This is a genomic window from Micromonospora endolithica (assembly GCF_003626595.1).
Classification (GTDB): domain Bacteria; phylum Actinomycetota; class Actinomycetes; order Mycobacteriales; family Micromonosporaceae; genus Micromonospora; species Micromonospora endolithica.
The window spans coordinates 34606-56952 of sequence record NZ_RBAK01000014.1 but is presented as its reverse complement, the minus strand read 5'-3'; the positions used below and the strand labels follow the sequence as shown (position 1 = coordinate 56952).

Here is a 22347-nt window from a genome sequence, read left to right as displayed (position 1 = left end):
TGGTCGGTGCCGAGCCTCGCCGGGCACCCGCCACGGTGCGGGAGCATACGGCACCGGTGCTCAGATGACGGGTAGTCCCTTCGGGCCGACACCCTTCATCGACCGGGTCAGCTTGCGGTCGTCGCTCCACAGGAAACAGCGCACGCCGCGGTCGCCCTCCTCCCACTCGCGTGGCGACGGCGGGTAGAAGATGGATCCGGTCCGGTACGGCAGGTCGCTGTTGTTGGGCACGTCGGCGAAGGCGGCGATCAGCGCCATGCACCGCTTGTGCGCCTGCTGGTCGGCCTTGACGAACTCCGCCCAGGTCATGTCCCGTTCCTCGTAGACGCCGACGAACTCGGCGCGGTGCGGCTCGGTGCACAGCACCGGGGCCATGTAGTTCAGGTTGTCCCCGATGAGTTTCGGGTCGAAGCAGCTGTGCACCAGCGCGGAGTCGCCGATCATCGCGCCGCGCAGGCTGCCGGTGCGGTTGACCGGTCGGGTGTTGTCGATGCTGCCGGTCTCGCTCAGGTCGCACCGGAACCAGCGTGCGCCGCCCCGCCAGGCGGGCACCGAGGGCAGGACGACGTTCAGGCTGAGTCGGGCGGAGTGCCAGTCGCCGCCGAGGACCTCGCGGGCCCGCTGGTCGCACTCGGACCGGGCGGTGCGCAGCGCCGCCGACCCCGGTTCCGGCCGCTCGGGCCGCCGGGCCACGGCGTCGGTGAAGGTGCCCACGTGGACGGCCTCGGCCACGTGGTTGCGGGCGCAGTCCACCGTCTCGTAGGTGCTTGCCTGGACGATCGCGGTGATCCGGGGCATGCAGACCCCGGAGACCGGGGTGAACGGCAGCGGCGCGGACAGCACCGGCCAGTCGTCGGTGAGGTCGCCGTCCGAGCCGCCCGGCCGTACGCAGCCGGGCAGCAGGGCCGCGCCCGCGACGGCCAGCGCCAACACCGCCGTCACACGCCCTCGCAACCGTCGCATCATCCGCCCTTCCCGGGAGCTGACGGCCGGTCCGCCCGCCGCCGCGGTGCCGCCCGCCGGCGTCGTACGGCCCACGTCACCGTCCCTGATGGAGTGTTGCCGGGTTTACGTCGTCCGGCCAGTTACCGATGGCTGTTCGTCCGGTTTCACCGGTCCGGGCCGGCTTATTCTGCACCACTGGTCACTGCTGGGTCACTTGGTGTCCCGGTTGGTGCCGCGCCGCTGGCGGCGGGTGGCCGCGTTCGTACACTGGCCCCGTGACCGTACCGCCGCCGATCGTCGCGCCGAGCATTCTGGCCGCCGATTTCGCCCACCTCGCCCGAGAGGTCCGTGCCGTCGAGAACGCCGCGGACTGGTTGCACGTCGACGTGATGGACAACCACTTCGTACCGAACCTGACCATCGGGCTGCCCGTGGTGCAGAGCCTACGGGCCGCCACCGAGCTGCCCTTCGACGTGCACCTCATGATCACCGATCCGCGTCGGTGGGCACCCGGGTACGCCGACGCGGGGGCGTACAACGTCACCTTCCACGCCGAGGCGTGCGACGACCCGGTGGCGCTGGCCAAGGACCTGCGCTCGGCCGGGGCCAAGGCGGGACTGGCGATCGACCGCGACACGCCGATCGAGCCGTACCTGGAGCTGCTGCCGAGCTTCGACACGCTGCTGATCATGACGATCAAGGCCGGCTTCGGCGGTCAGCGGTTCCTCCCGCAGTTGCTGGACAAGGTCCGCGCGGCCCGGCGGCACGTCGACGCCGGCCACCTGGAGCTGCGTATCGAGGTCGACGGCGGGATCGCCGCGGACACCATCGAGCAGGCCGCGGCGGCCGGCGCGGACGCCTTCGTGGCCGGCACCGCGGTCTACGGCGCCGACGACCCGGCGGAGGCGGTCCGCCGGCTGCGCGCCCTCGCGGAACGCGCGGTGGCCGGGGCCTGACATGGACTCGGCCGACGACCGCAGGGACCTGATCCTCGTCGTCGACGACGACGAGGACATCGCCCGTTTCGTGGAGTTCAACCTGCGGTTGCACGGTTTCGACGTGATCCATGCCGGCGACGGCCAGGAGGCGCTGGAGCTGATCGAGCGGCAACGCCCGGACCTGGCCGTGGTCGACCTGATGATGCCCCGCATCGACGGCCTGGAGCTGACCCGCCGGCTGCGCGCCGACCCGATGACCGCCGCCCTGCCGGTGATCATGCTGACCGCCAAGGGGCTGACCGTCGACAAGGTGCACGGGCTCAGCGCGGGCGCCGACGACTACCTGGTCAAGCCGTTCGACACCGCGGAGCTGGTGGCCCGGGTCAGCTCGACGCTGCGGCGCAACAAGGAGTTCCGGGAGGTCTCGCCGCTGACCGGCCTGCCCGGCAACAGCCGGATCCGCCGGGAGATCGCCGACCGGATCCGCGGCGGGGTCGACTACGCGGTCGGCTACATCGACATCGACCGGTTCAAGAGCGTCAACGACCGTTACGGCTTCTCCCGAGGCGACGACTTCATCACCGCGCTGGCGCGTTGCCTGCACCGGGCGGTGGTCGCGGTCGGCCTCCCGCCGGCCTTCCTCGGCCACGTCGGCGGCGACGACTTCGTCTTCGTCTGCGCGCCGGCCCAGGTGCTGCCGATCACCGCGAAGGTCTCCGCCGACTTCGAGAAGGCCGCCGACGCGCTGTACGACCCGGTCGACCGGGAGCGGGGCTTCGTCGAGCTGCCCGACCGGCGGGGCAACATCCGCCGCGCCCACCTGGTCACCCTCTCGATCGGCGTCTCCGTCTCCGACGCCGGCAAACGCCTCACCAACCCGCTGGCGGCGATGACCCTCGCCTCGGAGATGAAGACGGTGGCCAAGAGCCAGCCGGGGTCGTACGTGGCGGTGGACCGTCGCCGGAGCGTGAGTGACCCGCACCACCGCCATGTGAAGTAGCTCGCCCGAAGGGCGACAGTCCCCGCCGGGCGTGCAAGACTTCGAGGTACCCACCACGCGCTGGCGGGACTCGGTGAAATTCCGAACCGGCGGTGATCCACGGTCCGACCGTGGTAAGCCCGCGACCCGGTCGGCCTCGTGCCGCACGGTGGACCTGGTGAGAATCCGGGGCCGACGGTTGGGTGCGGGCACGCCCGCTCCCAGACAGTCCGGATGGGAGACAGCGCGCGGGACGGACGGGTGTGCCCGGCCGCCGAGGTTCGGCGTGCCGTGACCACCCCCGGGTCGGCTGCGCCGTACCCGGGACCCTCCGCCGCCGCACGCCCGCGGCCCGTGCCGCCGCTCCCGTCGCCGCCCGCGCGCCGACCGCGAGCGAGAGGACAGGGGCATGGCCGGGGTCTCCGTCGACGAGGCGATGCGCCGCGCGGTCGAGCTGGCCGCCCGTGGCCTCGGCACGACCAGCCCCAACCCGGTCGTCGGCTGCGTGCTCCTCGACGCCGACGGCCACGTGGTCGGCGAGGGCTTCCACGCCTACGCCGGCGGGCCGCACGCCGAGATCGTCGCGCTGGCCCAGGCCGGCGAGCGGGCCCGCGGGGGCACCGCGGTGGTCACCCTGGAGCCCTGCGACCACACCGGTCGCACCGGTCCCTGCAGCCTCGCGCTGGTCCAGGCCGGCGTCGCCCGCGTGGTCATCGCGGTGCCCGACCCCAACCCGGTCGCCGCCGGCGGCGCCGCCACGTTGCGCGCCGCCGGGCTCCAGGTCGACCTGGGCGTACGCCGGGCCGAGGCGGAGGCCGGCAACGTCGCCTGGCTGACCTCGATGCGCCGGGGCTGGCCGTACGTCATCTGGAAGTACGCCGCGACGCTGGACGGCCGGTCCGCGGCGGCGGACGGCACCAGCATGTGGATCACCTCCGAGGCGGCCCGGATGGACGTGCACGCGCTGCGCGGCACCGTCGACGCGGTGGTCGCCGGGGTGGGCACCGTGCTCGCCGACGACCCCCGACTGACCTCCCGGAACCTGCGGGACGGCTCGCTGGCCATCCGGCAGCCGCTGCGGGTGGTGGTCGACTCGGCCGGGCGTACCCCCGCCGACGCCCGGGTCCGCGACGGCGCCGCGCGGACGTGGATCGCCACCGCCGCCGAGGTCGGCGCCGGCCCGGACGGCCGGGTGGACCTGCCGGCGCTGCTGGCCGCGCTGCACGGGCGCGGGATCCGCGCGGTGCTGCTGGAGGGCGGGCCGCACCTGGCCGGCGCGTTCCTCGCCGCCGGCCTGGTCGACAAGATCGTCGCCTACGTCGCGCCGCGCCTGCTCGGCGCCGGCCCCACCGCTCTGGTCGACGCGGGTGTGACGACCATCGCCGAGGCTATCGACGTGGACGTCGTCGACGTTACCCAGGTCGGTCCCGACCTGCGGATCACCGCGTTGCCCCGGAAGAGGGAGGCCTGACATGTTCACCGGCATCGTCGAGGAACTGGGCGAGGTCGTCGGCGTCACCGAGACGGCGGGGGACTCGGCGCTGGTCGCCGTCCGCGGCCCGCTGGTCACCTCCGACGCCCGGCACGGGGACTCGATCGCGGTCAACGGAGTCTGCCTGACGGTGGTCGATGCCACCGACGGCGTCTTCACCGCCGACGTGATGGGCGAGACGCTGCGCCGCTCCGCCCTCGGCGGGCTGCGCCCGGGTGACCCGGTCAACCTGGAGCGGGCCGCCGCCCTGGGCAGCCGGCTGGGCGGGCACCTGGTGCAGGGCCACGTGGACGGCGTCGGCACGGTCACCGCCCGGGAACCGGCCGCGCAGTGGGAGACGGTGCGCTTCTCACTCCCCGCCGACCTGGCCCGTTACGTGGTGGAGAAGGGCTCGATCACCGTCGACGGGGTGTCGCTGACGGTGGCCGGGGTCGGGCCGGACTGGTTCGCCGTCGGGCTGATCCCGACCACGCTGAAGCTCACCACCCTTGGCGAACGGCGCGTCGGTGACCCGGTCAACCTGGAGGTCGACGTCCTTGCCAAGTACGTCGAGCGGCTCCTCGGTCCCCGCGTCGCCGACGGCGGGGAGGTGGCCTGATGGATCCGCTCGGCTGGCTGCTGACCGCCCAGGTGGAGATCGCCGGCTCACCGGTGCTGGTCCGGGAGATCGTCGGCAACGGCTTCGGGCTGGCCTCGGCGCTGCTCGGCCTGCGCCGGGTCGTCTGGGCCTGGCCGGTCGGCATGATCGGCAACGCGCTGCTGTTCACCGTCTTCCTCGGCGGCGTCTTCGCCACCCCGCAGGCGCACGACCTGTACGGGCAGGCCGGGCGGCAGGTCTTCTTCTTCGCCGTCAGCGTCTACGGCTGGTGGCGGTGGTCGCGTACCCGGCGGCTCGGGCTGGGGGCCGACGGCGCCGCGGTCACCCCGCGCTGGGCCACCGGGCGGGAGCGGATCGGCCTGCTGCTGGCCGCCGTGCTCGGCACCGCGGTCGGGTACCCGGTGCTGGCCGCGCTCGGCTCGTGGGGGCCGCTGCCGGACGCCTGGATCCTCACCGGCAGCCTCCTGGCGACGTACGGGATGGCCCGCGGCTGGGTGGACTTCTGGCTGATCTGGATCGCCGTCGACGCGGTCGGCGTACCGCTGCTGCTGCGTGGCGGGTTCTACCCGTCGGCGGCGATGTACCTGTTCTACGGCGCGCTCTGCGTCGCCGGCCTGGTCGCCTGGTGGCGCACCTCGCGGGTCGCCCGGCCGGTGCCCGACCCGATCCCGTCGACCTACACGGAGGCCGTCGCATGACCACCACCTTCGCCAGCATCGAGCAGGCGGTGGCGGACATCGCCGCCGGACGGCCGGTCGTCGTCGTCGACGACGAGGACCGGGAGAACGAGGGCGACCTCATCTTCGCCGCCGAACGGGCGACACCGGAGCTGCTCGCGTTCATGGTCCGGCACACCTCCGGCTTCGTCTGCGTACCGCTCACCGAGAGCGAGTGCGACCGGCTGGACCTGCCGCCGATGCACCACACCAACCAGGACCGCCGGGGCACCGCGTACACCGTCACGGTCGACGCCCGGGAGGGCGTCACCACCGGCATCTCGGCCGCCGACCGCGCGCACACCATCCGGCTGCTGGCCGACGCCGGGACCGGTCCGGCCGACCTGGCCCGCCCCGGCCACGTGGTGCCGCTGCGGGCCCGCGAGGGTGGCGTGCTGCGCCGCCCGGGGCACACCGAGGCGGCGGTCGACCTGACCCGGCTGGCCGGGCTGCGCCCGGCCGGCGTGCTCTGCGAGCTGGTCAACGACGACGGCACCATGATGCGGCTGCCGGACCTGGAGAAGTTCTGCGCCGAGCACGCGCTGACCCTGATCACCATCGCCGACCTGGTCGCCCACCGACGGCGCACCGAGAAGCAGGTGGAGCTGGTCGCGGATGCCCGGATGCCCACCGAGCACGGGATGTTCCGGGCCCTGGGCTACCGCAGCGAGCACGACTCCGCCGAACACGTCGCGCTGGTCACCGGCGACATCGGCGACGGCCGTGACGTGCTGGTACGGGTGCACTCCGAGTGCCTCACCGGGGACGTGTTCGGCTCGGTGCGCTGCGACTGCGGCCCGCAGCTCGACGCCGCCCTGGCGCGGGTCGCCCAGGAGGGGCGGGGCGTGGTGCTCTATGTGCGCGGGCACGAGGGTCGGGGCATCGGGCTGCTGCACAAGCTCCAGGCGTACCAGCTCCAGGACCTCGGCCGGGACACCGTGGACGCGAACCTGGACCTGGGCCTGCCGGCCGACGCGCGGGACTACGGCACCGGCGCCCAGATCCTCTACGACCTGGGTGTCCGGTCGATGCGGCTGCTCACCAACAACCCGGCCAAGCGGGCCGGCCTGGAGGGCTACGGCCTGACCATCACCGGCCGGGAGGGGCTGCCGGTCCGGCCGCACCCGGAGAACGTGCGCTACCTGCGGACCAAGCGGGACCGGATGGGGCACCTGCTGGACGAGTTGGACGAGGCGACCGAGGCCCCGATGGGCCGCCCGGTCGCCGGCGACGAGATCGGAGCCTAGGGCGATGGCGGGATTCGGCGAGCCGGGCGTGGGCGTGGTGGAGGCGGCCGGGATGACGGTGGGGGTGGTCGCGGCCCGCTGGCACGGCGACCTGACCGACCACATGCTGGAGCGGGCGGTGGCCGCCGCGCAGGCGTGCGGCGCGCGGGCGGTCGTCGCCCGGGTGGCCGGCTCGGTGGAGCTGCCGGTGGTGGCCCAGGCGCTGGCCCGCCGCTGCGACGTGGTGGTCGCCCTCGGCGTGGTGGTACGCGGGGCGACCGCCCACTTCGACTACGTCTGCCGTTCGGTCACCGACGGCCTCACCCGGGTCGCCCTCGACGAGGGCAAGCCGGTCGCCCACGGCGTGCTCACCGTGGACACCATCGAGCAGGCCCGCGACCGGGCCGGCCTGCCCGGTTCCGCCGAGGACAAGGGCTGGTCGGCCACCGTCGCGGCGCTGGACGCGGCCCTGGCCGTCCGTACGCTCGCCGGCAACGGCCACCGGGTCGGCTTCGGCGGCTGACCCCCCGCCGTCGGGCGGTCCGGGCGGGCCGGCTGACCGACTCCGGGGGGCGGTTGCGAGAATCATCGGGTGAAGACGTTCGAGGAGTTGTTCGCCGAGCTGCAGGCCAAGGCCGCCGCCGGCACCCCGGGCTCGGGCACGGTCGCGGCCCTGGAGAAGGGGGTGCACTTCGTCGGCAAGAAGGTCGTCGAGGAGGCGGCCGAGTCGTGGATGGCCGCCGAGCACGAGGGGCCGGAACGCACCGCCGAGGAGATCTCCCAGTTGCTCTACCAGGTCCAGGTGCTGATGCTCGCCAGTGGCCTGGAGCTGAGGGACGTCTACCGACATCTCTGAGTGCGCCCACTCGTTGATCTCTCTCGATCGAAGGAGCACTCCGTCATGCTGCGTGTCGCCGTACCCAACAAGGGCGCCCTGGCCGAGAAGGCCGCCCAGATGCTGCGCGAGGCGGGCTACCGCCAGCGCAGCGACCCGAAGGACCTGGTCTGCCCGGACGAGGCCAACGACATCGAGTTCTTCTACCTCCGCCCGAAGGACATCGCCACCTATGTCGGCTCCGGCGACCTGGACGTCGGCATCACCGGCCGGGACCTGCTGATCGACTCCGGTGCGCCGGCCGAGGAGGTGGTCGACCTCGACTTCGGCCGGGCCACCTTCCGCTTCGCCGCCCGCCCGGAGGACGTCGACGACGTACGGGAGCTGGGTGGGCACCGGATCGCCACCGCGTACCCGGGGCTGGTCGAGCGGCACCTCGCCCAGCTCGACGTCAAGGCCGACGTGATCCGGCTGGACGGGGCGGTGGAGAACGCCATCCGGCTCGGCGTCGCCGACGTCGTCGCCGACGTGGTGGAGACCGGCACCACGCTGCGCCAGGCCGGCCTGGTGGTCTTCGGGGAGCCGCTGCTGCGGTCGTCGGCCGTGCTGGTCGCGCGCACCGGGGCGCCGGCCCACCCGCAGGCCGCGCAGTTGCTGCGCCGGCTGCACGGGGTGCTGGTGGCCCGCCGGTACGTGATGCTCGCCTACGACGTACCGGCCGGCCTGCTGGACCGGGCCAGCTCGTTGACCCCCGGCATCGAGTCGCCCACGGTCTCCCCGCTGCACCGCGAGGGCTGGGTGGCCGTGCAGGCGATGGTGCGCAACGACGACGTGCACCGGATCATGGACGAGCTGTACGACCTGGGAGCGCGGGCCATCCTGGTCACCAACATCCACGCCTGCCGGCTTTGAACCGCCGGCCGGGATGGCAGACTGGTGGGGTGAGTGAAACCGAGTCGGTCCGCCTCCGTCCCCGCCGGATCCGGGTGGTGTGCTGGGGCTCCGCCATCGCGTTGGTGGTGGTGTTCAGCCTGCTGGCCACCTCGCTGAGCGGCCCCACCGGTGACGGCTACGGCACCTTCCAGCGCGGCGACCAGTTCGCCATGATCGGCCTCGGCGTGTTCGGTGCGTTGGGCTTCCTGCTGTTCACCCGCCCCCGGGTCGAGGCGGACGCGCGCGGTGTCCGGGTACGCAATCTCGTGGGGTCGTACGAGCTGCCCTGGGAGGTCGTCCGCGGTGTCCGGTTCGACCGGGGCGCCCCCTGGGCCAGCCTGGAGCTGCACGACGACGACCTGCTGCCGATGATGGCGTTGCAGGCCGCCGACAAGGAGCTGGCGGTCGACGGGGTCCGGGCGCTGCGCCGGCTGCACCAGGCGCACCAGGCCCGCCTCGCCGAGGGTGCCACCGGCCGCTGACCGTCCGGGAGTCGCCCGCCGGGCCCGGTGTGGGGCGGCGGCGGCCGAGGGTGTAGTGTTACCGAGTCGACCAGGCTGTCTCCGCGTGCGAGAAATCCGTGCGTGACCGTCAGCCATGAAAGAGGAGCTCCCGCTCCCACCCGAGTTCGCCACCACGGCGGCCGGGTCCGGTCACCGGTTCCGGGCACGTCCCGGTCCCGGATGCGCGATCCTGTGATCGTGCCGACCGGTCGAGCGGGCCCTGGCATGCGCCGGGGCCCTCTGCTTTCCGGGTCGGTTCCCACCCGGGAGCCGCGGGGTCGGCCACGCAGCAGACTCGACTCGAGGAGGCCCCATCAGCGTCGAACCACGCGTGAACGAGCAGATCCGGGCACGTGAGGTCCGACTGGTCGGCCCTGAGGGTGAGCAGGTGGGCATCGTCCCGCTGGAGCGCGCCCTGCAGCTGGCCGCGGACGTCGACCTGGACCTGGTCGAGGTTGCGCCGATGGCGCGCCCGCCGGTGTGCAAGCTCATGGACTTCGGCAAGTTCAAGTACGAGAGCGCACTCAAGGCGCGCGAAGCGCGGCGTAACCAGCAGCAGACCGTCATCAAGGAAATGAAGCTCCGGCCGAAGATCGACCCGCACGACTACGAGACCAAGAAGGGTCACGTGGTGCGGTTCCTCAAGGCGGGCGACAAGGTCAAGGTGACGATCATGTTCCGTGGTCGCGAGCAGAGCCGCCCGGAGCTGGGTTACCGGCTCCTGCGTCGGCTCGAGTCCGAGATCACGGACCTGGGATACGTCGAGGCCGCTCCGAAGCAGGACGGTCGAAACATGATCATGGTTCTCGCTCCGCACCGGGCCGTCAAGGCCTCCGCGGTCGCCGCGACGGCGTCCCGTGGTGGTCCCCGGGACCGGGCAGCGGACGAGTCCGCCGCTCCGGAAGCTGGCGAGACCCCGGCGGCCGGCGAGACCGCAGCAGCCGGTGAGACCGGCACGACCGCCGACACCAGCGGTCAGTAACAGGGGAGAAACGTTCCACATGCCGAAGATGAAGAGCCACACCGGGATGGCCAAGCGGGTCAAGGTGACCGGCAAGGGCAAGATCGTCGCCCAGCAGGCCGGCCTTCGCCACAACCTGGAGAAGAAGGCCTCCACCCGGACGCGCCGCCTGACCGGCACCGTCGAGCTGGCCAAGGCCGACGTCAAGCGCATCAAGAAGCTGCTCGGCCGCTGACGCGCGCCACCCGACCTAGAAGGAGTTGAGATGGCACGCGTCAAGCGGGCTGTGAACGCCCAGAAGAAGCGCCGTACCCTGCTGGAGACCGCGAGCGGTTACCGCGGCCAGCGCTCCCGCCTCTACCGCAAGGCCAAGGAGCAGGTGCTGCACTCGATGCAGTACTCGTACCGGGACCGTCGCGACCGCAAGGGCGACTTCCGGCAGCTGTGGATCCAGCGGATCAACGCGGGTGCCCGGGCCAACGGGCTGACCTACAACCGGCTGATCCAGGGCCTGCGCCTGGCCGGCATCGAGGTCGATCGCAAGATCCTGGCGGACATGGCCGTCAACGACGCCGCCGCCTTCGCGGCGATCGTCGAGCTGGCCCGGGCCGCGGTCGCGGCCGAGGGCACCGGTGGCGCGGCGGCCCAGGCCGCCTGAATCCCCTGAGCACCGCCCGCGAGGCGCCCCCCGTCACCTGCGAGGGGCGCCTCGCCCACGTCTGAGGAACCCATGCCCTTCACACCGCGTACGCCCCGGGTGGTCGCCGCGCGCCGGTTGCAGCGCCGCCGGGACCGCGAGGCGACCGGCCTCTTCCTGGCCGAGGGGCCGCAGGCGGTCCGCGAGGCCCTGGCCCGCCCGGGGGTGGTCACCGAGCTGTTCGGTACGCCCGCCGCGCTGGACCGGCACGCCGACCTGGCGGCCCGGGCGACCGACGCCGACCTGCCGGTCTCCGAGGTGACCGACGAGGCGCTCGCCGCCCTCGCCGAGACCGTCGCCCCGCAGGGTCTGGTGGCCGTGTGCCGGCACCTCGACGTGCCGCTGGACCGGGCGCTGTCCGGCACGCCCCGGCTGGTGGCGGTGCTGGCCGACATCCGCGATCCGGGTAACGCCGGTACGGTGCTGCGTACCGCCGACGCGGCCGGCGCGCAGCTGGTGGTGTTCGCCGGCGACGCCGTCGACCCGTACAACGGCAAGGCCGTGCGGGCCTCCGCCGGCAGCCTCTTCCACCTCGACGTGGTCCGCGCCCGCGACCCGCTCCACGCGGTCGGAGCGCTCCGCGGCGCGGGGCTGTCGATCCTCGCGACCACCGGGTACGGCGACGACGACCTGGACGACCTGGCCGACGCCGGCCGCCTGGCCGCGCCCACGGCGTGGCTGTTCGGTTCCGAGGCGCACGGCCTGTCCGAGGAGCTGACCGCCGCGGCCGACGCCCGGGTCCGGGTGCCCCTGCACGGGCGCGCGGAGAGCCTGAACCTGGCTGCGGCGGCGGCCGTCTGCCTGTACGCTTCAGCGAGAGCACAGCGTCGGCCGGTCACCGGTCACGCGGGACAGACAGCACACTCGGGTTAGACAGCAGGGGAGAGCGTCCGCCCATGAACGCGCCACGGCGTTCGTTTAGCCAGCCCGCCGGTGTCGGCGGGCGGCGGGCCTGACTCGCTTTCCGCACTACTCCCACCGGCGGGCTGCGGCACAGCCGCGCGTCCGTAGACTCGCCTAGCCGCCCGCGAGGGCCGGCGCCGCCGTGAGGGAGTGCCCGTTCGCCATGAGCTACCGCAACGATCCGTACGACCCGAAGCAGGTCGCCCTGCTCGACCCGGCCGCCCTGGCCGATGCCGTCGCCGACGCCGAGAAGGCGTTCGCCGGTGCCGCCGACCCGGACGCGCTGACCGCGCTGCGTCCCGCGCACCTCGGCGACCGCTCGCCGGTGTCCCTCGCGCGCCGGGAGATCGGCGCGTTGCCGCCGGCCGCGAAGTCCGACGCCGGTAAGCGGGTCAACGAGGCCCGGCGGGCCATCGACGCCGCGTACGCCGCCCGCGCCGAGATCCTGGAACGCGAGCAGGCCGAGCGCGTGCTGGTCGAGGAGCGGGTGGACGTCACCCTGCCGTTCGACCGGCGTCCGCCCGGTGCCCGGCACCCGGTCAGCACGCTGATGGAACAGATCAGCGACCTGTTCGTCGGGATGGGCTACGAGGTGGCCGAGGGGCCCGAGGTCGAGTTGGAGTGGACCAACTTCGACGCGTTGAACATCCCCGCCGACCATCCGGCGCGCGGCCTGATGGACACGTTCCACGTGGCCGGCGCCGACGGCGCGACGGAGTCCGGGCTGGTGCTGCGGACGCACACCTCGCCGGTGCAGGCGCGCACGATGCTGACCCGCCAGCCGCCGATCTACGTGATCGTGCCCGGGCGGGTCTACCGCACCGACGAGTTGGACGCCACCCACGCCCCGGTCTTCCACCAGGTCGAGGGCCTGGTGGTGGACAAGGGGATCACGATGGCCCACCTGCGGGGCACCCTGGACCACTTCGCCCGGGCGATGTTCGGGCCGGGCGCGAAGACCCGCTGGCGGCCGCACTACTTCCCGTTCACCGAGCCGTCGGCCGAGTTCGACGTGTGGTTCCCCGAGCACCGCAGGGGCGCGCAGTGGGTCGAGTGGGGCGGCTGCGGGATGGTCAACCCGCGCGTGCTGCGGGCCTGCGGCATCGACCCGGAGGTCTACTCCGGATTCGCCTTCGGCATGGGCATCGACCGCACCGTCATGTTCCGGCACGGGGTGGGCGACATGCGGGACATGGTGGAGGGCGACGTCCGGTTCACCCGGGCGTTCGGGCACGGGTCATGAGCGGGCGAGTGAGTCAGCGGTTCGGCGCGGTGTGGGTACGAGTCACGGAGACGGTGGTCTGAGTCATGCGAGTTTCTGTCAGCTGGCTGTCGGAGTACGTGGACCTGCCGGCCGACCTGGCCCCGGGCGACCTGGAACAGGCCCTGGTCGACCTCGGCATCGAGGTGGATTCCATCCTGGACCTGGGCGAGACGGTCAGCGGGTCGCTGGTGGTCGGTGAGGTCCGCGAGATCGAGGAACTGACCGGTTTCAAGAAGCCGATCCGGTTCTGCCGGGTGGACGTGGGCGCGGCCAACGGCACCGGCGAACTCCAGGAGATCGTCTGCGGGGCGCGCAACTTCTCCGTCGGTGACCGGGTGGTCGTCATCCTCCCCGGTGGCGTGCTGCCCGGCGGCTTCGCCATCGGCGCGCGCAAGACCTACGGGCGCAACTCCCACGGCATGATCTGCTCCGCGAAGGAGCTGGGCCTGGGTGACGACCACGCCGGCATCATCGTGCTGCCGGAGTGGTTGCCCGCCAAGCCCGGCGACGACGCCCGCCCGGTGGTCGGGCTCGACGACGTCGTGGTCGAGGTGGAACTCACCCCCGACCGGGGCTACCAGATGTCGCTGCGCGGACTCGCCCGCGAACTGGCGCACGCCCTCGGGGTGGGCTTCCAGGACCCGGGGCTGACGCCGGCGCCCGGCGCCACCGCGCGGCCCGCGTACCCGGTCGAGGTGCGCGACACCGTCGGCTGCGACCGGTTCGCCGCCCGGATGGTGCGCGGCGTCGACCCGACCGCCGCCACCCCGGACTGGATGGTCCGCCGGTTGACCACGGCCGGCATCCGCAGCATCTCGCTGCCGGTGGACATCACCAACTACGTGATGCTCGCCCTGGGCCAGCCGATGCACGCCTTCGACGCCGACCGGATCGCCGGCCCGCTGGTGGTCCGCCGGGCCGAGCCGGGGGAGAAGCTGACCACCCTGGACGGGGTCACCCGTACCCTCGTCGCCGAGGACATGGTGATCTGCGACGACACCGGTCCGATCTCGCTCGCCGCGGTGATGGGCGGGCAGACCAGCGAGGTCGTCGACAGCACGGTGAACGTGCTGTTCGAGGCCGCCCACTGGGACCCGGTGATGGTCGGCCGCACCGCCCGCCGGCACAAGCTGTTCAGCGAGGCCGCGAAGCGGTGGGAGCGGGGCGTCGACCCGGCGCTGCCGCTGGTCGCCCTGAAGTACGCGGTGGACCTGCTGGTGGAGCACGGCGGCGGCGCCGCCGGCGAGGAGATCCTCGACATCGACCACGTCCGCCCGCGTACGCCGGTGGTGCTGCCCGCCGACCTGCCCACCCGGCGGGTCGGGGTGGAATACCCGCCGGCCCGGGTGGTCGCCCTGCTGGAGCAGGTGGGCTGCACCGTGGCCGCCGGGGCGGACCGGCTCGGCGAGGACCCGGGCACGGTGGGCGTCGCCGCGGGCGGGACCGTCGCGCTGACGGTGACTCCGCCGAGCTGGCGGCCCGACCTCACCGACCCGGCCGACCTGGTCGAGGAGGTCGTCCGCTTCGACGGGTACGACCGGGTGCCGTCGCTGCTGCCGATGGCCCCGGCCGGTCGGGGGCTGACCTGGCAGCAGCGGCGCCGCCGGGCGGTGGCCCGGCTGCTGGCCGACCAGGGTTACGTCGAGGTGCTCGCCCAGCCGTTCGTGGCCCCGGAGTTGGCCGACCTGCTCGGCCTGCCCGCCGACGACCCGCGGCGGCGGGCGGTCCGGGTGGCCAACCCGCTGTCCGAGGAGGAGCCGCTGCTGCGCACCACGCTGCTCGGTCCGCTGCTCGGCGCGCTCCGGCGCAACCTGAGCCGGGGCCAGCGGGACCTGGCGCTGTACGAGATCGGCACGGTGTTCCACCCGCGCCCCGGCGTGGGCGTCCCGCCCCCGATGGGGGTGGAACACCGCCCGTCGGACGCCGAGCTCGCCGCCGCCGACGCGGTGCTGCCCGACCAGCCGCGGCACGTCGCCGTGGTCCTCGCCGGGGAGATCGAACACAGTGGCTGGTGGGGACCGGGCCGGACGGCCGGCTGGGCGGACGCGGTGCAGGCCGGCCGGGACGTGCTCATCGTCGCCGGCATCCCCGCCGAGCGGGTGACCGTCCGCGCCGCCGAGTACGCGCCCTGGCACCCGGGACGCTGCGCGCAGCTGCGGGTGGACGACGCCGTCGTCGGGTACGCCGGTGAGCTGCACCCGGCGGTGCTCGCCGGACTGGAGCTGCCCCGCCGTACCTGTGCCATGGAACTGGACCTGGACGCGGTGCCGGCGCCGCCGATGGCGCCCGCGCCGGCGGTGTCCCCGTTCCCGCCCGCGCTGATCGACGTGGCGCTGGTGGTGGACTCCTCGGTGCCCGCCGAGCAGGTGCAGGCGGCGCTGGCCGAGGGCGCGGGGGAGTTGCTGGAGTCGGTGCGGCTGTTCGACGTGTACGCCTCCGACCAGCTCGGTGCGGGTCGCCGGTCGCTGGCGTACAAGCTGACCTTCCGCGCTCCGGACCGGACGCTGACCGTCGAGGAGGCGGTGGCCGCCCGCGACGCGGCGGTGACCCGCGCCGCGGACCGTTTCGGCGCCACCCTCCGCGGCGCCTGAGGTGTAAGGAAGGGCCCCTTGTTAACGCCTGCGGTAGAGGAAGGGCCCCTTCCTAACTCTCGTCGGAGGCGCACTCCGCGCGTGAGCGGTCGTACCGTTCGCGGGCGGAGTGCACCTCCGCGATGTGGGTCTCCGCCCAGGCCTTGACGGCGCGCTGGAGCGGAAGCAGGTCGTGGCCGAGCCGGGTGAGCGCGTAGTCCACCCGGGGCGGTACGGAGGCCGTGACGGTGCGCGCGACCAGGCCGTCCCGCTCCAGCTTGCGCAGCGTCTGGGTGAGCATCTTCTGGGTGGCGCCGGCGACGACGCGGGCCACCTCGCTGTGCCGCAGCGGCCCCTCGGCCAGTGCGCTGACGACCAGCGTCACCCACTTGTCGCTCAGCGTCGCCAGCACGTCGTGGCCGGGGCACCCGGCCAGGTTGGCGTTGTAGTCGCGGCGGGCGATCTCCCGCCGGTCCGCGGCGCTCGTGGTGGTCATGCGGGTTCCTCCCGGTGCCCTGGGCACCTCGAAGTGCCGTCTTCGAAGTGCGGTGACCGCTGCCTAGCGTGGACGACATGAAGTCGATCATCGTCCGTGAGCCCGGCGACCCGCGCGTGCTCGAACTCGTCGACACCCCGCTCCCCGAGCCCGGAACCGGTCAGCTCCGGATCCGGGTCGCCGCAGCCGCCGTCAACCCTATCGACCTGTCCGCCCGGGCCGGCCGGCTCACCGCCGCCGGCCTGATGCCACCGATGCCGGCGTACGGTCTCGGCTGGGACGTCGCGGGACACGTCGACGCCACCGGGCCGGACGCCGGACGGTTCCGGGTCGGTGAGCCCGTCATCGGCCTGCGCGACCTGCTGTTCGCCGCCGGCACGCATGCCGAGCACGTGGTGCTGGACGAGTCCGCCGTCGCGCCCGCCCCGCCGTCGGTGCCGCTGGTGGAGGCGGCCACCCTGCCGCTGAACGTGCTGACCGCCGACCGTGCCCTTGATCTGGCCGGCCTGGCGCCGGGGCGGACGCTGCTGGTCACCGGCGCCTCCGGCGGGGTCGGCGGTTTCCTGGTCGAACTCGCCGCGCTGCGCGGCCTGCGTACGGTGGCGCTGGCCCGGCCGCGCGACGCCGAGCGGATCCAGGCGCGCGGCGCGGCGGAGGTGGTGACCTCGGCCGAGGACCTGGGGGCGACGGTACGGCGGATCGTGCCCGGCGGCGTGGACGCGGTGATCGACGCGGCGGTCCTGGGCATCACCGCCCACCAGGCGCTGCGCGGGGGCGGCACGTTCGTGGCGCTGGTGGCCCCGTTCGCGCCACCGCCGATCCGGGGCACCCGCGTCGTGGTGCAGGAGGTCCTGGCCGACGGCGACCGGCTCGCCGAGCTGGCGCGACTGGCGGACGACGGCCTGCTCACCACGCGGGTCGCGCAGGTGTTCGGACTGGAGCGGGCCCGTGCGGCGCACGAACTGCTGGAGCAGGGGGGTGTCGGCGGGCGGGTCGTCCTGACGCCCTGAGGGGGCTGTCGGTGAGGGTGTGCTCGCGGTGCGTGACCGATCGGCCGAAAGGTCAGGGCCCTCGGATCATTCGGTTACCCACGAGTCACGTTCGAGCGGTTAGCCTGCTGGGACTCCGGCTCACACCGGGATCACACCCCCGCCACCCCCACGGGAGCCCACCCATGACCGAGGATCCGCCCGAGTCGCCCGCCACCGTGGACGTCTGCATCGTCGGTGGTTGTGGCCGGGTCGGCCTGCCGCTGGGCATCGCGTTCGCCGCGCGGGGGCTCTCCGTCGTGCTGTACGACATCAACGCCGACGCGGTGGCCACCGTGAACGCGGCGACGCTGCCGTTCGCCGAACCGGACGCGGCCGAGCCGTTGGCCGAGGCGGTCGCCGCCGGCCGGTTGCGGGCCACCACCGACCCGGCCAGCGTCGGCGCGTCCGCGCACCTGGTGGTGGTCGTCGGCACCCCGGTCGACGAGCACCTGAATCCGGACCTCGGCGCGGTGCCCCGGGCGTTGGAGCGCTGCGCGGAGCACCTGCGCGACGGGCAGCTGATCGTGCTGCGCAGCACCGTCTACCCGGGTGTCACCGCGTTGACCGAGAAGTTGCTCGCCGGCAAGGGCATCCGTGCCGACGTGGCGTTCTGCCCGGAGCGGATCGCCGAGGGGCGGGCGATGACCGAGCTGTTCACGTTGCCGCAGATCGTCGCCGCCCGGACGCCGGACGCGCTGGCCCGCGCCGAGAAGCTGTTCCGGCACCTGACCGACCAGATCGTGCCGCTGGAACCGGAGGAGGCGGAGCTGGCGAAGTTGTTCACCAACACCTGGCGGTACATCAAGTTCGCCACCGCTAACCAGTTCTGGATGATGGCCAACGACTTCGGGTTGGACTTCGCGCGGATCCGGCACGCGGTGGCGTTCGACTACCCCCGGGCGGCCGACCTGCCGATGCCCGGCTTCGCGGCGGGGCCGTGCCTGTTCAAGGACACCATGCAGTTGGCGGCGTTCAACCGGAACAACTTCGTGCTCGGCCACTCCGCGATGCTCATCAACGAGGGGCTGCCGCTGTACCTGGTGTCCCGGCTGGAGGACCGGTTCGACCTGTCCACGTCGACCGTGGGCATCCTCGGGATGGCGTTCAAGGGCGGCAGCGACGACCCCCGGGAGAGCCTGGCGTACAAGCTGCGCAAGATCCTCGCTCTGAAGACGCGGGAGACCCTCTGCACCGACCCGTACGTGGCCGACGACCGGCTGGTCGACCTCGGCGAGGTGCTGGACCGCGCCGACCTGCTGGTCATCGCCGCCCCGCACGAGCAGTACGCGCGCCTGGACACCGACAAACCGGTGATCGACATGTGGGGCCTGACCGGGACGGGGGTGCGGGTGTGAAGCCCCGGGTCTCGGTGATCGTGCCGGTCTACAACGAGGGCGAGGCGATCCTGCGCTGCCTGGAGCGCATACTGCGGGAGATGCTGCTGCCGGCCGAGGTGCTCATCGTGCACGACATGCCGGAGGACACCACCGTCGCGTACGTCGAGCAGGTCGCCCGCACCGACCCGCGGGTGCGGGCGGTGCTCAACACGTACGGCCGGGGGCCGGCGAACGCGATCCGGTTCGGCATCGACGCCGCCGCCGCGCCGGTCGTGGTGGTCACCATGGCCGACGGCTGCGACGACCCCCGGCAGATCGACGAGCTGGCCCGGCTGGTCGACCGGGGGGTGGTGGTCGCCGCCGCGTCCCGCTACATGCCGGGCGGCCAGCAGGTCGGTGGGCCCCGGATCAAGCGGATGATGTCGCGGTGGGCGGGGCGCAGCCTCTACACCCTGGCCCGGGTCGGCACCCGGGACGCCACCAACAGCTTCAAGGCGTACGACACGGATTTCGTCCGGCGGGTGGGCATCGAGTCGCGGACCGGGTTCGAGATCGGGCTGGAGTTGACCGCCAAGGCGACCCGGCTGCGGCTGCCGGTGGCCGAGATCCCGACCATCTGGCTGGACCGGCCGCTGGGCGAGTCGCACTTCGACCTGGGCCGGTTCCTCCCCGGTTACCTCCGCTGGTACCTCTTCGCCTACGGTCGACGGCTGAGCCCCGCGCAACTGGCGGGGCGGGCCGGGCCCGCCGCCGTACCGGCCCGGCCCCGGGACAGCACCGAGTTCGAGAAGACCGCTTAGGAGCGCACGTGGCGAGGATCCTGGTAACCGGTTCGGCCGGCTTCATCGGCGGCTATCTCGTGCAGGAGTTGCTGGGCCGGGGGCACGAGGTGGTCGGGATCGACAACTTCTCGAAGTACGGGCCGGTGAGCCACAGCTACGACGACCACCCGGCGTACCGCTTCGTCGAGGGCGACGCCCGCGACGTCGACCTGCTGACCGACCTGCTGGACGGCTGCGACCACCTGGTCGCCGGCGCGGCGATGATCGGCGGCATCTCCTACTTCCACGCGTACGCCTACGACCTGCTCGCCACCAACGAGCGGATCATGGCGGCGACCTGCGACGCGGCGATCAGGGCGCACCGCACCGGCCGGCTGGCGAAGGTCACCTACCTGTCGTCGTCGATGGTCTACGAGTCCACCGAGCGGTGGCCGAGCCGGGAGGGCGACGAGCGGCGCATCCCGCCGCCGCTGTCGTCGTACGGGTTCCAGAAGCTGGCCGTGGAGTACTACGCCCGGGCGGCGTGGGAGCAGTACGCGCTGCCGTACACGATCGTGCGACCGTTCAACTGCGTCGGCGTCGGCGAGGGACGGGCGCTGGGACAGGCCGAGGTGCTCTCCGGCAACGTGAAGCTGGCCATGTCGCACGTGGTGCCCGACCTGGTGCAGAAGATCGTCAAGGGGCAGGACCCGCTGCACGTCCTCGGCGACGGCAGTCAGGTGCGGCACTACACCTACGGCGGCGACCTGGCCCGCGGCATCGCCACCGCGATCGAGCATCCGGCGGCGCACAACGAGGACTTCAACCTCTCCACCGCCGAGTCGACGAGCGTGCTGGCGCTGGCAGAGCTGATCTGGCGCAAGATCAAGGGTCCGGACGTGCCGTTCCGTCACGTGTCCGACGAGCCGTTCCGCTACGACGTGCAGAAGCGGGTGCCGGACGTGACGAAGGCCCGTGAGGTGCTCGGCTTCACCGCCAGCACCGGGCTGGACGAGATGCTCGACGAGGTCGTCCCGTGGGTCACCCGGGCGGTGCGCGAGGGCCGCCTCTGACCGGAGTCGCCCGTGGTGGCTCGCTCCTGATCGACGGCTCCCGCCGCACCCCTCGGCCGCCTGCCCGCCGGGGGCGTGACCCTTCCCGCGGCCCCTTTGCTCTGCTTCACCCGGCGCACCGCTTCCAGGCCGGAACCGTCGCGTCCGTTGAAGCAGAGCAAAGGGGCGGCCGGGGGTCCGAGGTGGGTGGGGCCGCCGGCCGGGTGGCGGCCCCACCGCGGGCCTCAGGGCGTGGTGTACGGCAGGACGACCCGCGAACGGTCGCCGGTGCCCACCGTCGACCCGGCGCCGCCGATGGCGTTCCAGATCTCCACCCGCACCGTGCCGCCGGCCAGGTCCCGCATCGAGCCGGTGGCCGACCGCAGGCCCCGGCCCTGGGTGTACCGCTCCCAGCCGGGCACCGGGTCGGTGGCGACGTAGTGGTAGGTCTCCACCCGGTCGAAGCCGCCGTCGCCGGTGAAGTCGTACGACACCCGGACCTGCACGCCGTTGCCCACGGCGGTCCCGGCGTCCACGGCGAGGTCGAACGCCGTCGCGCCGCCGGTGTGCCGGCCGGTCAGCGCCCGTGCGGTGAAGACCTGGGCGTTGGCCGGGCTGCCGTCGTGGTTGCCGTTCGCCGCCGCCAGGGACACCGCGCCGGCCGTTCCCGGGCTGGCCGGGAGCCCGCCGCCGGCGGCCAGGTGGCGGACCGGGGCCAGCGGCGTCGGAGGGGCGGTCGGCGTCGGCGTCGGGCTCGCGGTCGGCGTCGGGCTGGGGTTCGGAGTCGGTGAACCGCCGCCGGTGAACGGGCTGAGCACCACCCCGGCGGCGCGCGGGTCGCCGTCGTGCACCAGCGACTCCTGGGCCTGTACGTCGTCGAAGGCGAAGCCGTACGCCTTCCCGTCGCGCATGTTCGCGTGCACGATCCGGGAGTAGTGGTTGGTCAGTGTGCCCTGGTAGAAGTCGGCCGGGCCGCCGCCGGGCTGCACGTCGATGCGGGCGAGGGTGGTGCGGTGCAGCGCCGCGCAGAGGGTCCGGGCGATCGGCCCGACGACCGCGTCGTTGGGGGCGGCGAGCGCCCCGTCGCAGTCCCACACGTCGGAGCTGGACGGCTTGGCGAACGAGGCGACCCGGGCGCCCGAGGCGTCGGTGAAGCTCAGCACCCCGCCGGAGGTGCGGCCGAGGTAGCGGATCTCCGGCTGGTGGGTGAACGGCACCACGGTCAGCGTCCGGGTCGTGTAGGTGTTCCAGGCGGTGTCGATGTACGGGTCCAGGTAGCTGCTGCTGAACAGCCCCGCGTCGGCGGCCTTGCCGGGGGAGAGGACCCGCAGCACGGTGCCGTCGGCCCGGGTGTGGACCGACCCGGCCCAGCCGGGCTGGGCGCGTACCGCGTCGATGACCGCCTGCCGACCGCCGGCGACGACCTCACCGGTGGTGCGGGTGGCGCCGTCCGCGCCGGTGACGCTCACCGCGTGCGGTACGGCGAACATGTCGACCTGGGAGCTGTTGAGCCAGAGCCCGGCGTCGTTGTAGGTGAACTCGGACCAGTCGAAGAGGATGTCCCGGTTCGGGTCGCCGGCCGCCCACGGGGCTGGCTGCACCAGGCCGTCGGGGGTGAGGCCGAACCGGAGTTTCGCCCCGAACGAGAAGTAGAGCCGGCCGGACAGGTTGCGGGGGATCCGCAGCGTGGTGGCGTCGCCGTCGGCCGGGCCGGCGATCGCCACGTCCGGGGCGGGTGTCGGCGGGTTGCCGCCGGCGGGCCAGGGCGAGAAGGCGCCGCCGGCGTCGACGTACCCGAGGCGGCCGGAGGCCAGGTCCACGCCGAGCACGTAGAGGTGGACGGCCTCGGCTCGCCCGGAGTGGTTGGTGACGGTGAGCGGCAGGTGGGCGGGGCCGACCGCCCGCGCGGGCGAGGTCGGGACGAGCGGGGCGGTGGCGACGACCGCCGCGGCGACGGCGACGGTCAGGGCGAGCAGGGCGCGGGGCAGCGCGGCGGTGAGGCGCACGGCGACTCCTTCGGTCCGTGGCGGCGGGACGGTCGCGCACGGGGTGGCGGCGGATTGTCATGCTTTGCGCCCTTGGCAACGCGAGAGAGCGCTCTCTCAGCATC

General features: G+C 73.3%; 23 protein-coding genes and 1 riboswitch. Of the genes, 20 read left to right on the top strand and 3 right to left on the bottom strand.

The annotated features are described in order from the left end of the window. Nucleotides 1-60: 60 nt before the first annotated feature. Nucleotides 61-963 (bottom strand): septum formation family protein, encoded by a 903-nt coding sequence (locus tag D7223_RS26845; protein WP_120731559.1) that lies wholly within the window; start codon nucleotides 961-963, stop codon nucleotides 61-63. A 257-nt stretch (nucleotides 964-1220) separates the two neighbouring features. Between D7223_RS26845 and rpe the strand changes: the two genes are divergently transcribed. From rpe to pheT, 16 genes are all read left to right on the top strand, one after another. Then, a complete protein-coding gene (gene rpe, locus D7223_RS26840) occupies nucleotides 1221-1901 on the top strand; it encodes a ribulose-phosphate 3-epimerase (protein WP_120731377.1) in 681 nt (226 codons plus the stop codon). A 1-nt stretch (nucleotide 1902) separates the two neighbouring features. Beyond that, on the top strand, nucleotides 1903-2883 hold the full coding sequence (locus tag D7223_RS26835) for a response regulator (RefSeq protein ID WP_120731375.1): 981 nt from the start codon (nucleotides 1903-1905) through the stop codon (nucleotides 2881-2883). A 55-nt stretch (nucleotides 2884-2938) separates the two neighbouring features. After that, a riboswitch (FMN riboswitch) is annotated at nucleotides 2939-3112 on the top strand. 159 nt (nucleotides 3113-3271) lie between these two features. Further along, complete coding sequence (ribD, locus tag D7223_RS26830) at nucleotides 3272-4333, top strand: bifunctional diaminohydroxyphosphoribosylaminopyrimidine deaminase/5-amino-6-(5-phosphoribosylamino)uracil reductase RibD (RefSeq protein ID WP_120731373.1); 1062 nt, start codon at nucleotides 3272-3274, stop codon at nucleotides 4331-4333. 1 nt (nucleotide 4334) lies between these two features. Beyond that, nucleotides 4335-4952, top strand: coding sequence for a riboflavin synthase (locus D7223_RS26825; protein WP_120731371.1), 618 nt, complete (start codon nucleotides 4335-4337; stop codon nucleotides 4950-4952). Then, nucleotides 4952-5650 (top strand): nicotinamide riboside transporter PnuC, encoded by a 699-nt coding sequence (gene pnuC, locus D7223_RS26820; protein ID WP_120731369.1) that lies wholly within the window; start codon nucleotides 4952-4954, stop codon nucleotides 5648-5650. Before D7223_RS26825 ends, pnuC begins: the two co-directional genes overlap by 1 nt. Continuing rightward, nucleotides 5647-6915 (top strand): bifunctional 3,4-dihydroxy-2-butanone-4-phosphate synthase/GTP cyclohydrolase II, encoded by a 1269-nt coding sequence (locus tag D7223_RS26815; RefSeq protein ID WP_120731367.1) that lies wholly within the window; start codon nucleotides 5647-5649, stop codon nucleotides 6913-6915. The genes pnuC and D7223_RS26815 overlap by 4 nt, the downstream gene beginning before the upstream one ends. Before the next feature lie 4 nt (nucleotides 6916-6919). Next, complete coding sequence (gene ribH / locus D7223_RS26810) at nucleotides 6920-7417, top strand: 6,7-dimethyl-8-ribityllumazine synthase (protein ID WP_120731365.1); 498 nt, start codon at nucleotides 6920-6922, stop codon at nucleotides 7415-7417. Nucleotides 7418-7486: 69 nt separating this feature from the next. Further along, on the top strand, nucleotides 7487-7750 hold the full coding sequence (locus D7223_RS26805) for a phosphoribosyl-ATP diphosphatase (RefSeq protein ID WP_120731363.1): 264 nt from the start codon (nucleotides 7487-7489) through the stop codon (nucleotides 7748-7750). Nucleotides 7751-7795: 45 nt separating this feature from the next. Further along, nucleotides 7796-8641 (top strand): ATP phosphoribosyltransferase, encoded by an 846-nt coding sequence (gene hisG, locus D7223_RS26800; RefSeq protein ID WP_120731361.1) that lies wholly within the window; start codon nucleotides 7796-7798, stop codon nucleotides 8639-8641. Between the two features lie 29 nt (nucleotides 8642-8670). After that, the gene (locus D7223_RS26795) at nucleotides 8671-9144 is read left to right on the top strand and encodes a PH domain-containing protein (RefSeq protein ID WP_120731359.1); all 474 of its coding nucleotides are present in this window, start codon (nucleotides 8671-8673) and stop codon (nucleotides 9142-9144) included. Nucleotides 9145-9496: 352 nt separating this feature from the next. Further along, the gene (gene infC, locus D7223_RS26790; RefSeq protein WP_120731357.1) at nucleotides 9497-10147 is read left to right on the top strand and encodes a translation initiation factor IF-3; all 651 of its coding nucleotides are present in this window, start codon (nucleotides 9497-9499) and stop codon (nucleotides 10145-10147) included. A 19-nt stretch (nucleotides 10148-10166) separates the two neighbouring features. After that, entirely contained in the window at nucleotides 10167-10361 is a 195-nt protein-coding gene (gene rpmI / locus D7223_RS26785; RefSeq protein ID WP_120731355.1) for a 50S ribosomal protein L35, read from the top strand. A 30-nt stretch (nucleotides 10362-10391) separates the two neighbouring features. Next, the gene (gene rplT / locus D7223_RS26780) at nucleotides 10392-10784 is read left to right on the top strand and encodes a 50S ribosomal protein L20 (protein ID WP_013285541.1); all 393 of its coding nucleotides are present in this window, start codon (nucleotides 10392-10394) and stop codon (nucleotides 10782-10784) included. Between the two features lie 72 nt (nucleotides 10785-10856). Further along, nucleotides 10857-11696, top strand: a complete 840-nt coding sequence (locus tag D7223_RS26775) for a TrmH family RNA methyltransferase (protein WP_120731353.1) — start codon at nucleotides 10857-10859, stop codon at nucleotides 11694-11696. Between the two features lie 193 nt (nucleotides 11697-11889). Next, nucleotides 11890-12969, top strand: coding sequence for a phenylalanine--tRNA ligase subunit alpha (pheS, locus tag D7223_RS26770; protein ID WP_120731351.1), 1080 nt, complete (start codon nucleotides 11890-11892; stop codon nucleotides 12967-12969). A 65-nt stretch (nucleotides 12970-13034) separates the two neighbouring features. Next, a complete protein-coding gene (gene pheT, locus D7223_RS26765) occupies nucleotides 13035-15581 on the top strand; it encodes a phenylalanine--tRNA ligase subunit beta (protein ID WP_120731349.1) in 2547 nt (848 codons plus the stop codon). Between the two features lie 52 nt (nucleotides 15582-15633). On the opposite strand, the gene D7223_RS26760 is transcribed toward pheT, so the two are convergent. Beyond that, complete coding sequence (locus D7223_RS26760; protein WP_120731347.1) at nucleotides 15634-16056, bottom strand: winged helix-turn-helix transcriptional regulator; 423 nt, start codon at nucleotides 16054-16056, stop codon at nucleotides 15634-15636. A gap of 77 nt (nucleotides 16057-16133) precedes the next feature. On the opposite strand from D7223_RS26760, the gene D7223_RS26755 reads away from it, so the two are divergent. The 4 genes from D7223_RS26755 (at nucleotide 16134) to D7223_RS26740 (ending at nucleotide 20258) form a co-directional block, all read left to right on the top strand. Continuing rightward, nucleotides 16134-17066, top strand: coding sequence for an NADP-dependent oxidoreductase (locus tag D7223_RS26755; RefSeq protein WP_120731556.1), 933 nt, complete (start codon nucleotides 16134-16136; stop codon nucleotides 17064-17066). 164 nt (nucleotides 17067-17230) lie between these two features. Next, nucleotides 17231-18442: a nucleotide sugar dehydrogenase gene (locus tag D7223_RS26750; protein WP_120731345.1), complete on the top strand. Its 1212-nt coding sequence runs from the start codon at nucleotides 17231-17233 to the stop codon at nucleotides 18440-18442. Then, complete coding sequence (locus tag D7223_RS26745; RefSeq protein ID WP_120731343.1) at nucleotides 18439-19224, top strand: glycosyltransferase family 2 protein; 786 nt, start codon at nucleotides 18439-18441, stop codon at nucleotides 19222-19224. The genes D7223_RS26750 and D7223_RS26745 overlap by 4 nt, the downstream gene beginning before the upstream one ends. Nucleotides 19225-19232: 8 nt before the next feature. Next, the gene (locus tag D7223_RS26740; RefSeq protein ID WP_120731342.1) at nucleotides 19233-20258 is read left to right on the top strand and encodes an NAD-dependent epimerase/dehydratase family protein; all 1026 of its coding nucleotides are present in this window, start codon (nucleotides 19233-19235) and stop codon (nucleotides 20256-20258) included. A gap of 224 nt (nucleotides 20259-20482) precedes the next feature. Here D7223_RS26740 and D7223_RS26735 read toward each other — a convergent pair whose 3' ends face one another. Beyond that, nucleotides 20483-22243, bottom strand: a complete 1761-nt coding sequence (locus D7223_RS26735; RefSeq protein ID WP_202864703.1) for a beta-1,3-glucanase family protein — start codon at nucleotides 22241-22243, stop codon at nucleotides 20483-20485. Nucleotides 22244-22347: the final 104 nt, after the last annotated feature.

Coding starts and splice junctions, on each gene's coding strand:
- D7223_RS26845 (WP_120731559.1), bottom strand. CDS start 963: ATGCGACGGTTGCGAGGGCGTGTGACGGCGGTGTTGGCGCTGGCCGTC.
- D7223_RS26835 (WP_120731375.1), top strand. CDS start 1,903: ATGGACTCGGCCGACGACCGCAGGGACCTGATCCTCGTCGTCGACGAC.
- ribD (WP_120731373.1), top strand. CDS start 3,272: ATGGCCGGGGTCTCCGTCGACGAGGCGATGCGCCGCGCGGTCGAGCTG.
- D7223_RS26825 (WP_120731371.1), top strand. CDS start 4,335: ATGTTCACCGGCATCGTCGAGGAACTGGGCGAGGTCGTCGGCGTCACC.
- pnuC (WP_120731369.1), top strand. CDS start 4,952: ATGGATCCGCTCGGCTGGCTGCTGACCGCCCAGGTGGAGATCGCCGGC.
- D7223_RS26815 (WP_120731367.1), top strand. CDS start 5,647: ATGACCACCACCTTCGCCAGCATCGAGCAGGCGGTGGCGGACATCGCC.
- ribH (WP_120731365.1), top strand. CDS start 6,920: ATGGCGGGATTCGGCGAGCCGGGCGTGGGCGTGGTGGAGGCGGCCGGG.
- hisG (WP_120731361.1), top strand. CDS start 7,796: ATGCTGCGTGTCGCCGTACCCAACAAGGGCGCCCTGGCCGAGAAGGCC.
- rpmI (WP_120731355.1), top strand. CDS start 10,167: ATGCCGAAGATGAAGAGCCACACCGGGATGGCCAAGCGGGTCAAGGTG.
- rplT (WP_013285541.1), top strand. CDS start 10,392: ATGGCACGCGTCAAGCGGGCTGTGAACGCCCAGAAGAAGCGCCGTACC.
- D7223_RS26775 (WP_120731353.1), top strand. CDS start 10,857: ATGCCCTTCACACCGCGTACGCCCCGGGTGGTCGCCGCGCGCCGGTTG.
- pheS (WP_120731351.1), top strand. CDS start 11,890: ATGAGCTACCGCAACGATCCGTACGACCCGAAGCAGGTCGCCCTGCTC.
- pheT (WP_120731349.1), top strand. CDS start 13,035: ATGCGAGTTTCTGTCAGCTGGCTGTCGGAGTACGTGGACCTGCCGGCC.
- D7223_RS26760 (WP_120731347.1), bottom strand. CDS start 16,056: ATGACCACCACGAGCGCCGCGGACCGGCGGGAGATCGCCCGCCGCGAC.
- D7223_RS26755 (WP_120731556.1), top strand. CDS start 16,134: ATGAAGTCGATCATCGTCCGTGAGCCCGGCGACCCGCGCGTGCTCGAA.
- D7223_RS26750 (WP_120731345.1), top strand. CDS start 17,231: ATGACCGAGGATCCGCCCGAGTCGCCCGCCACCGTGGACGTCTGCATC.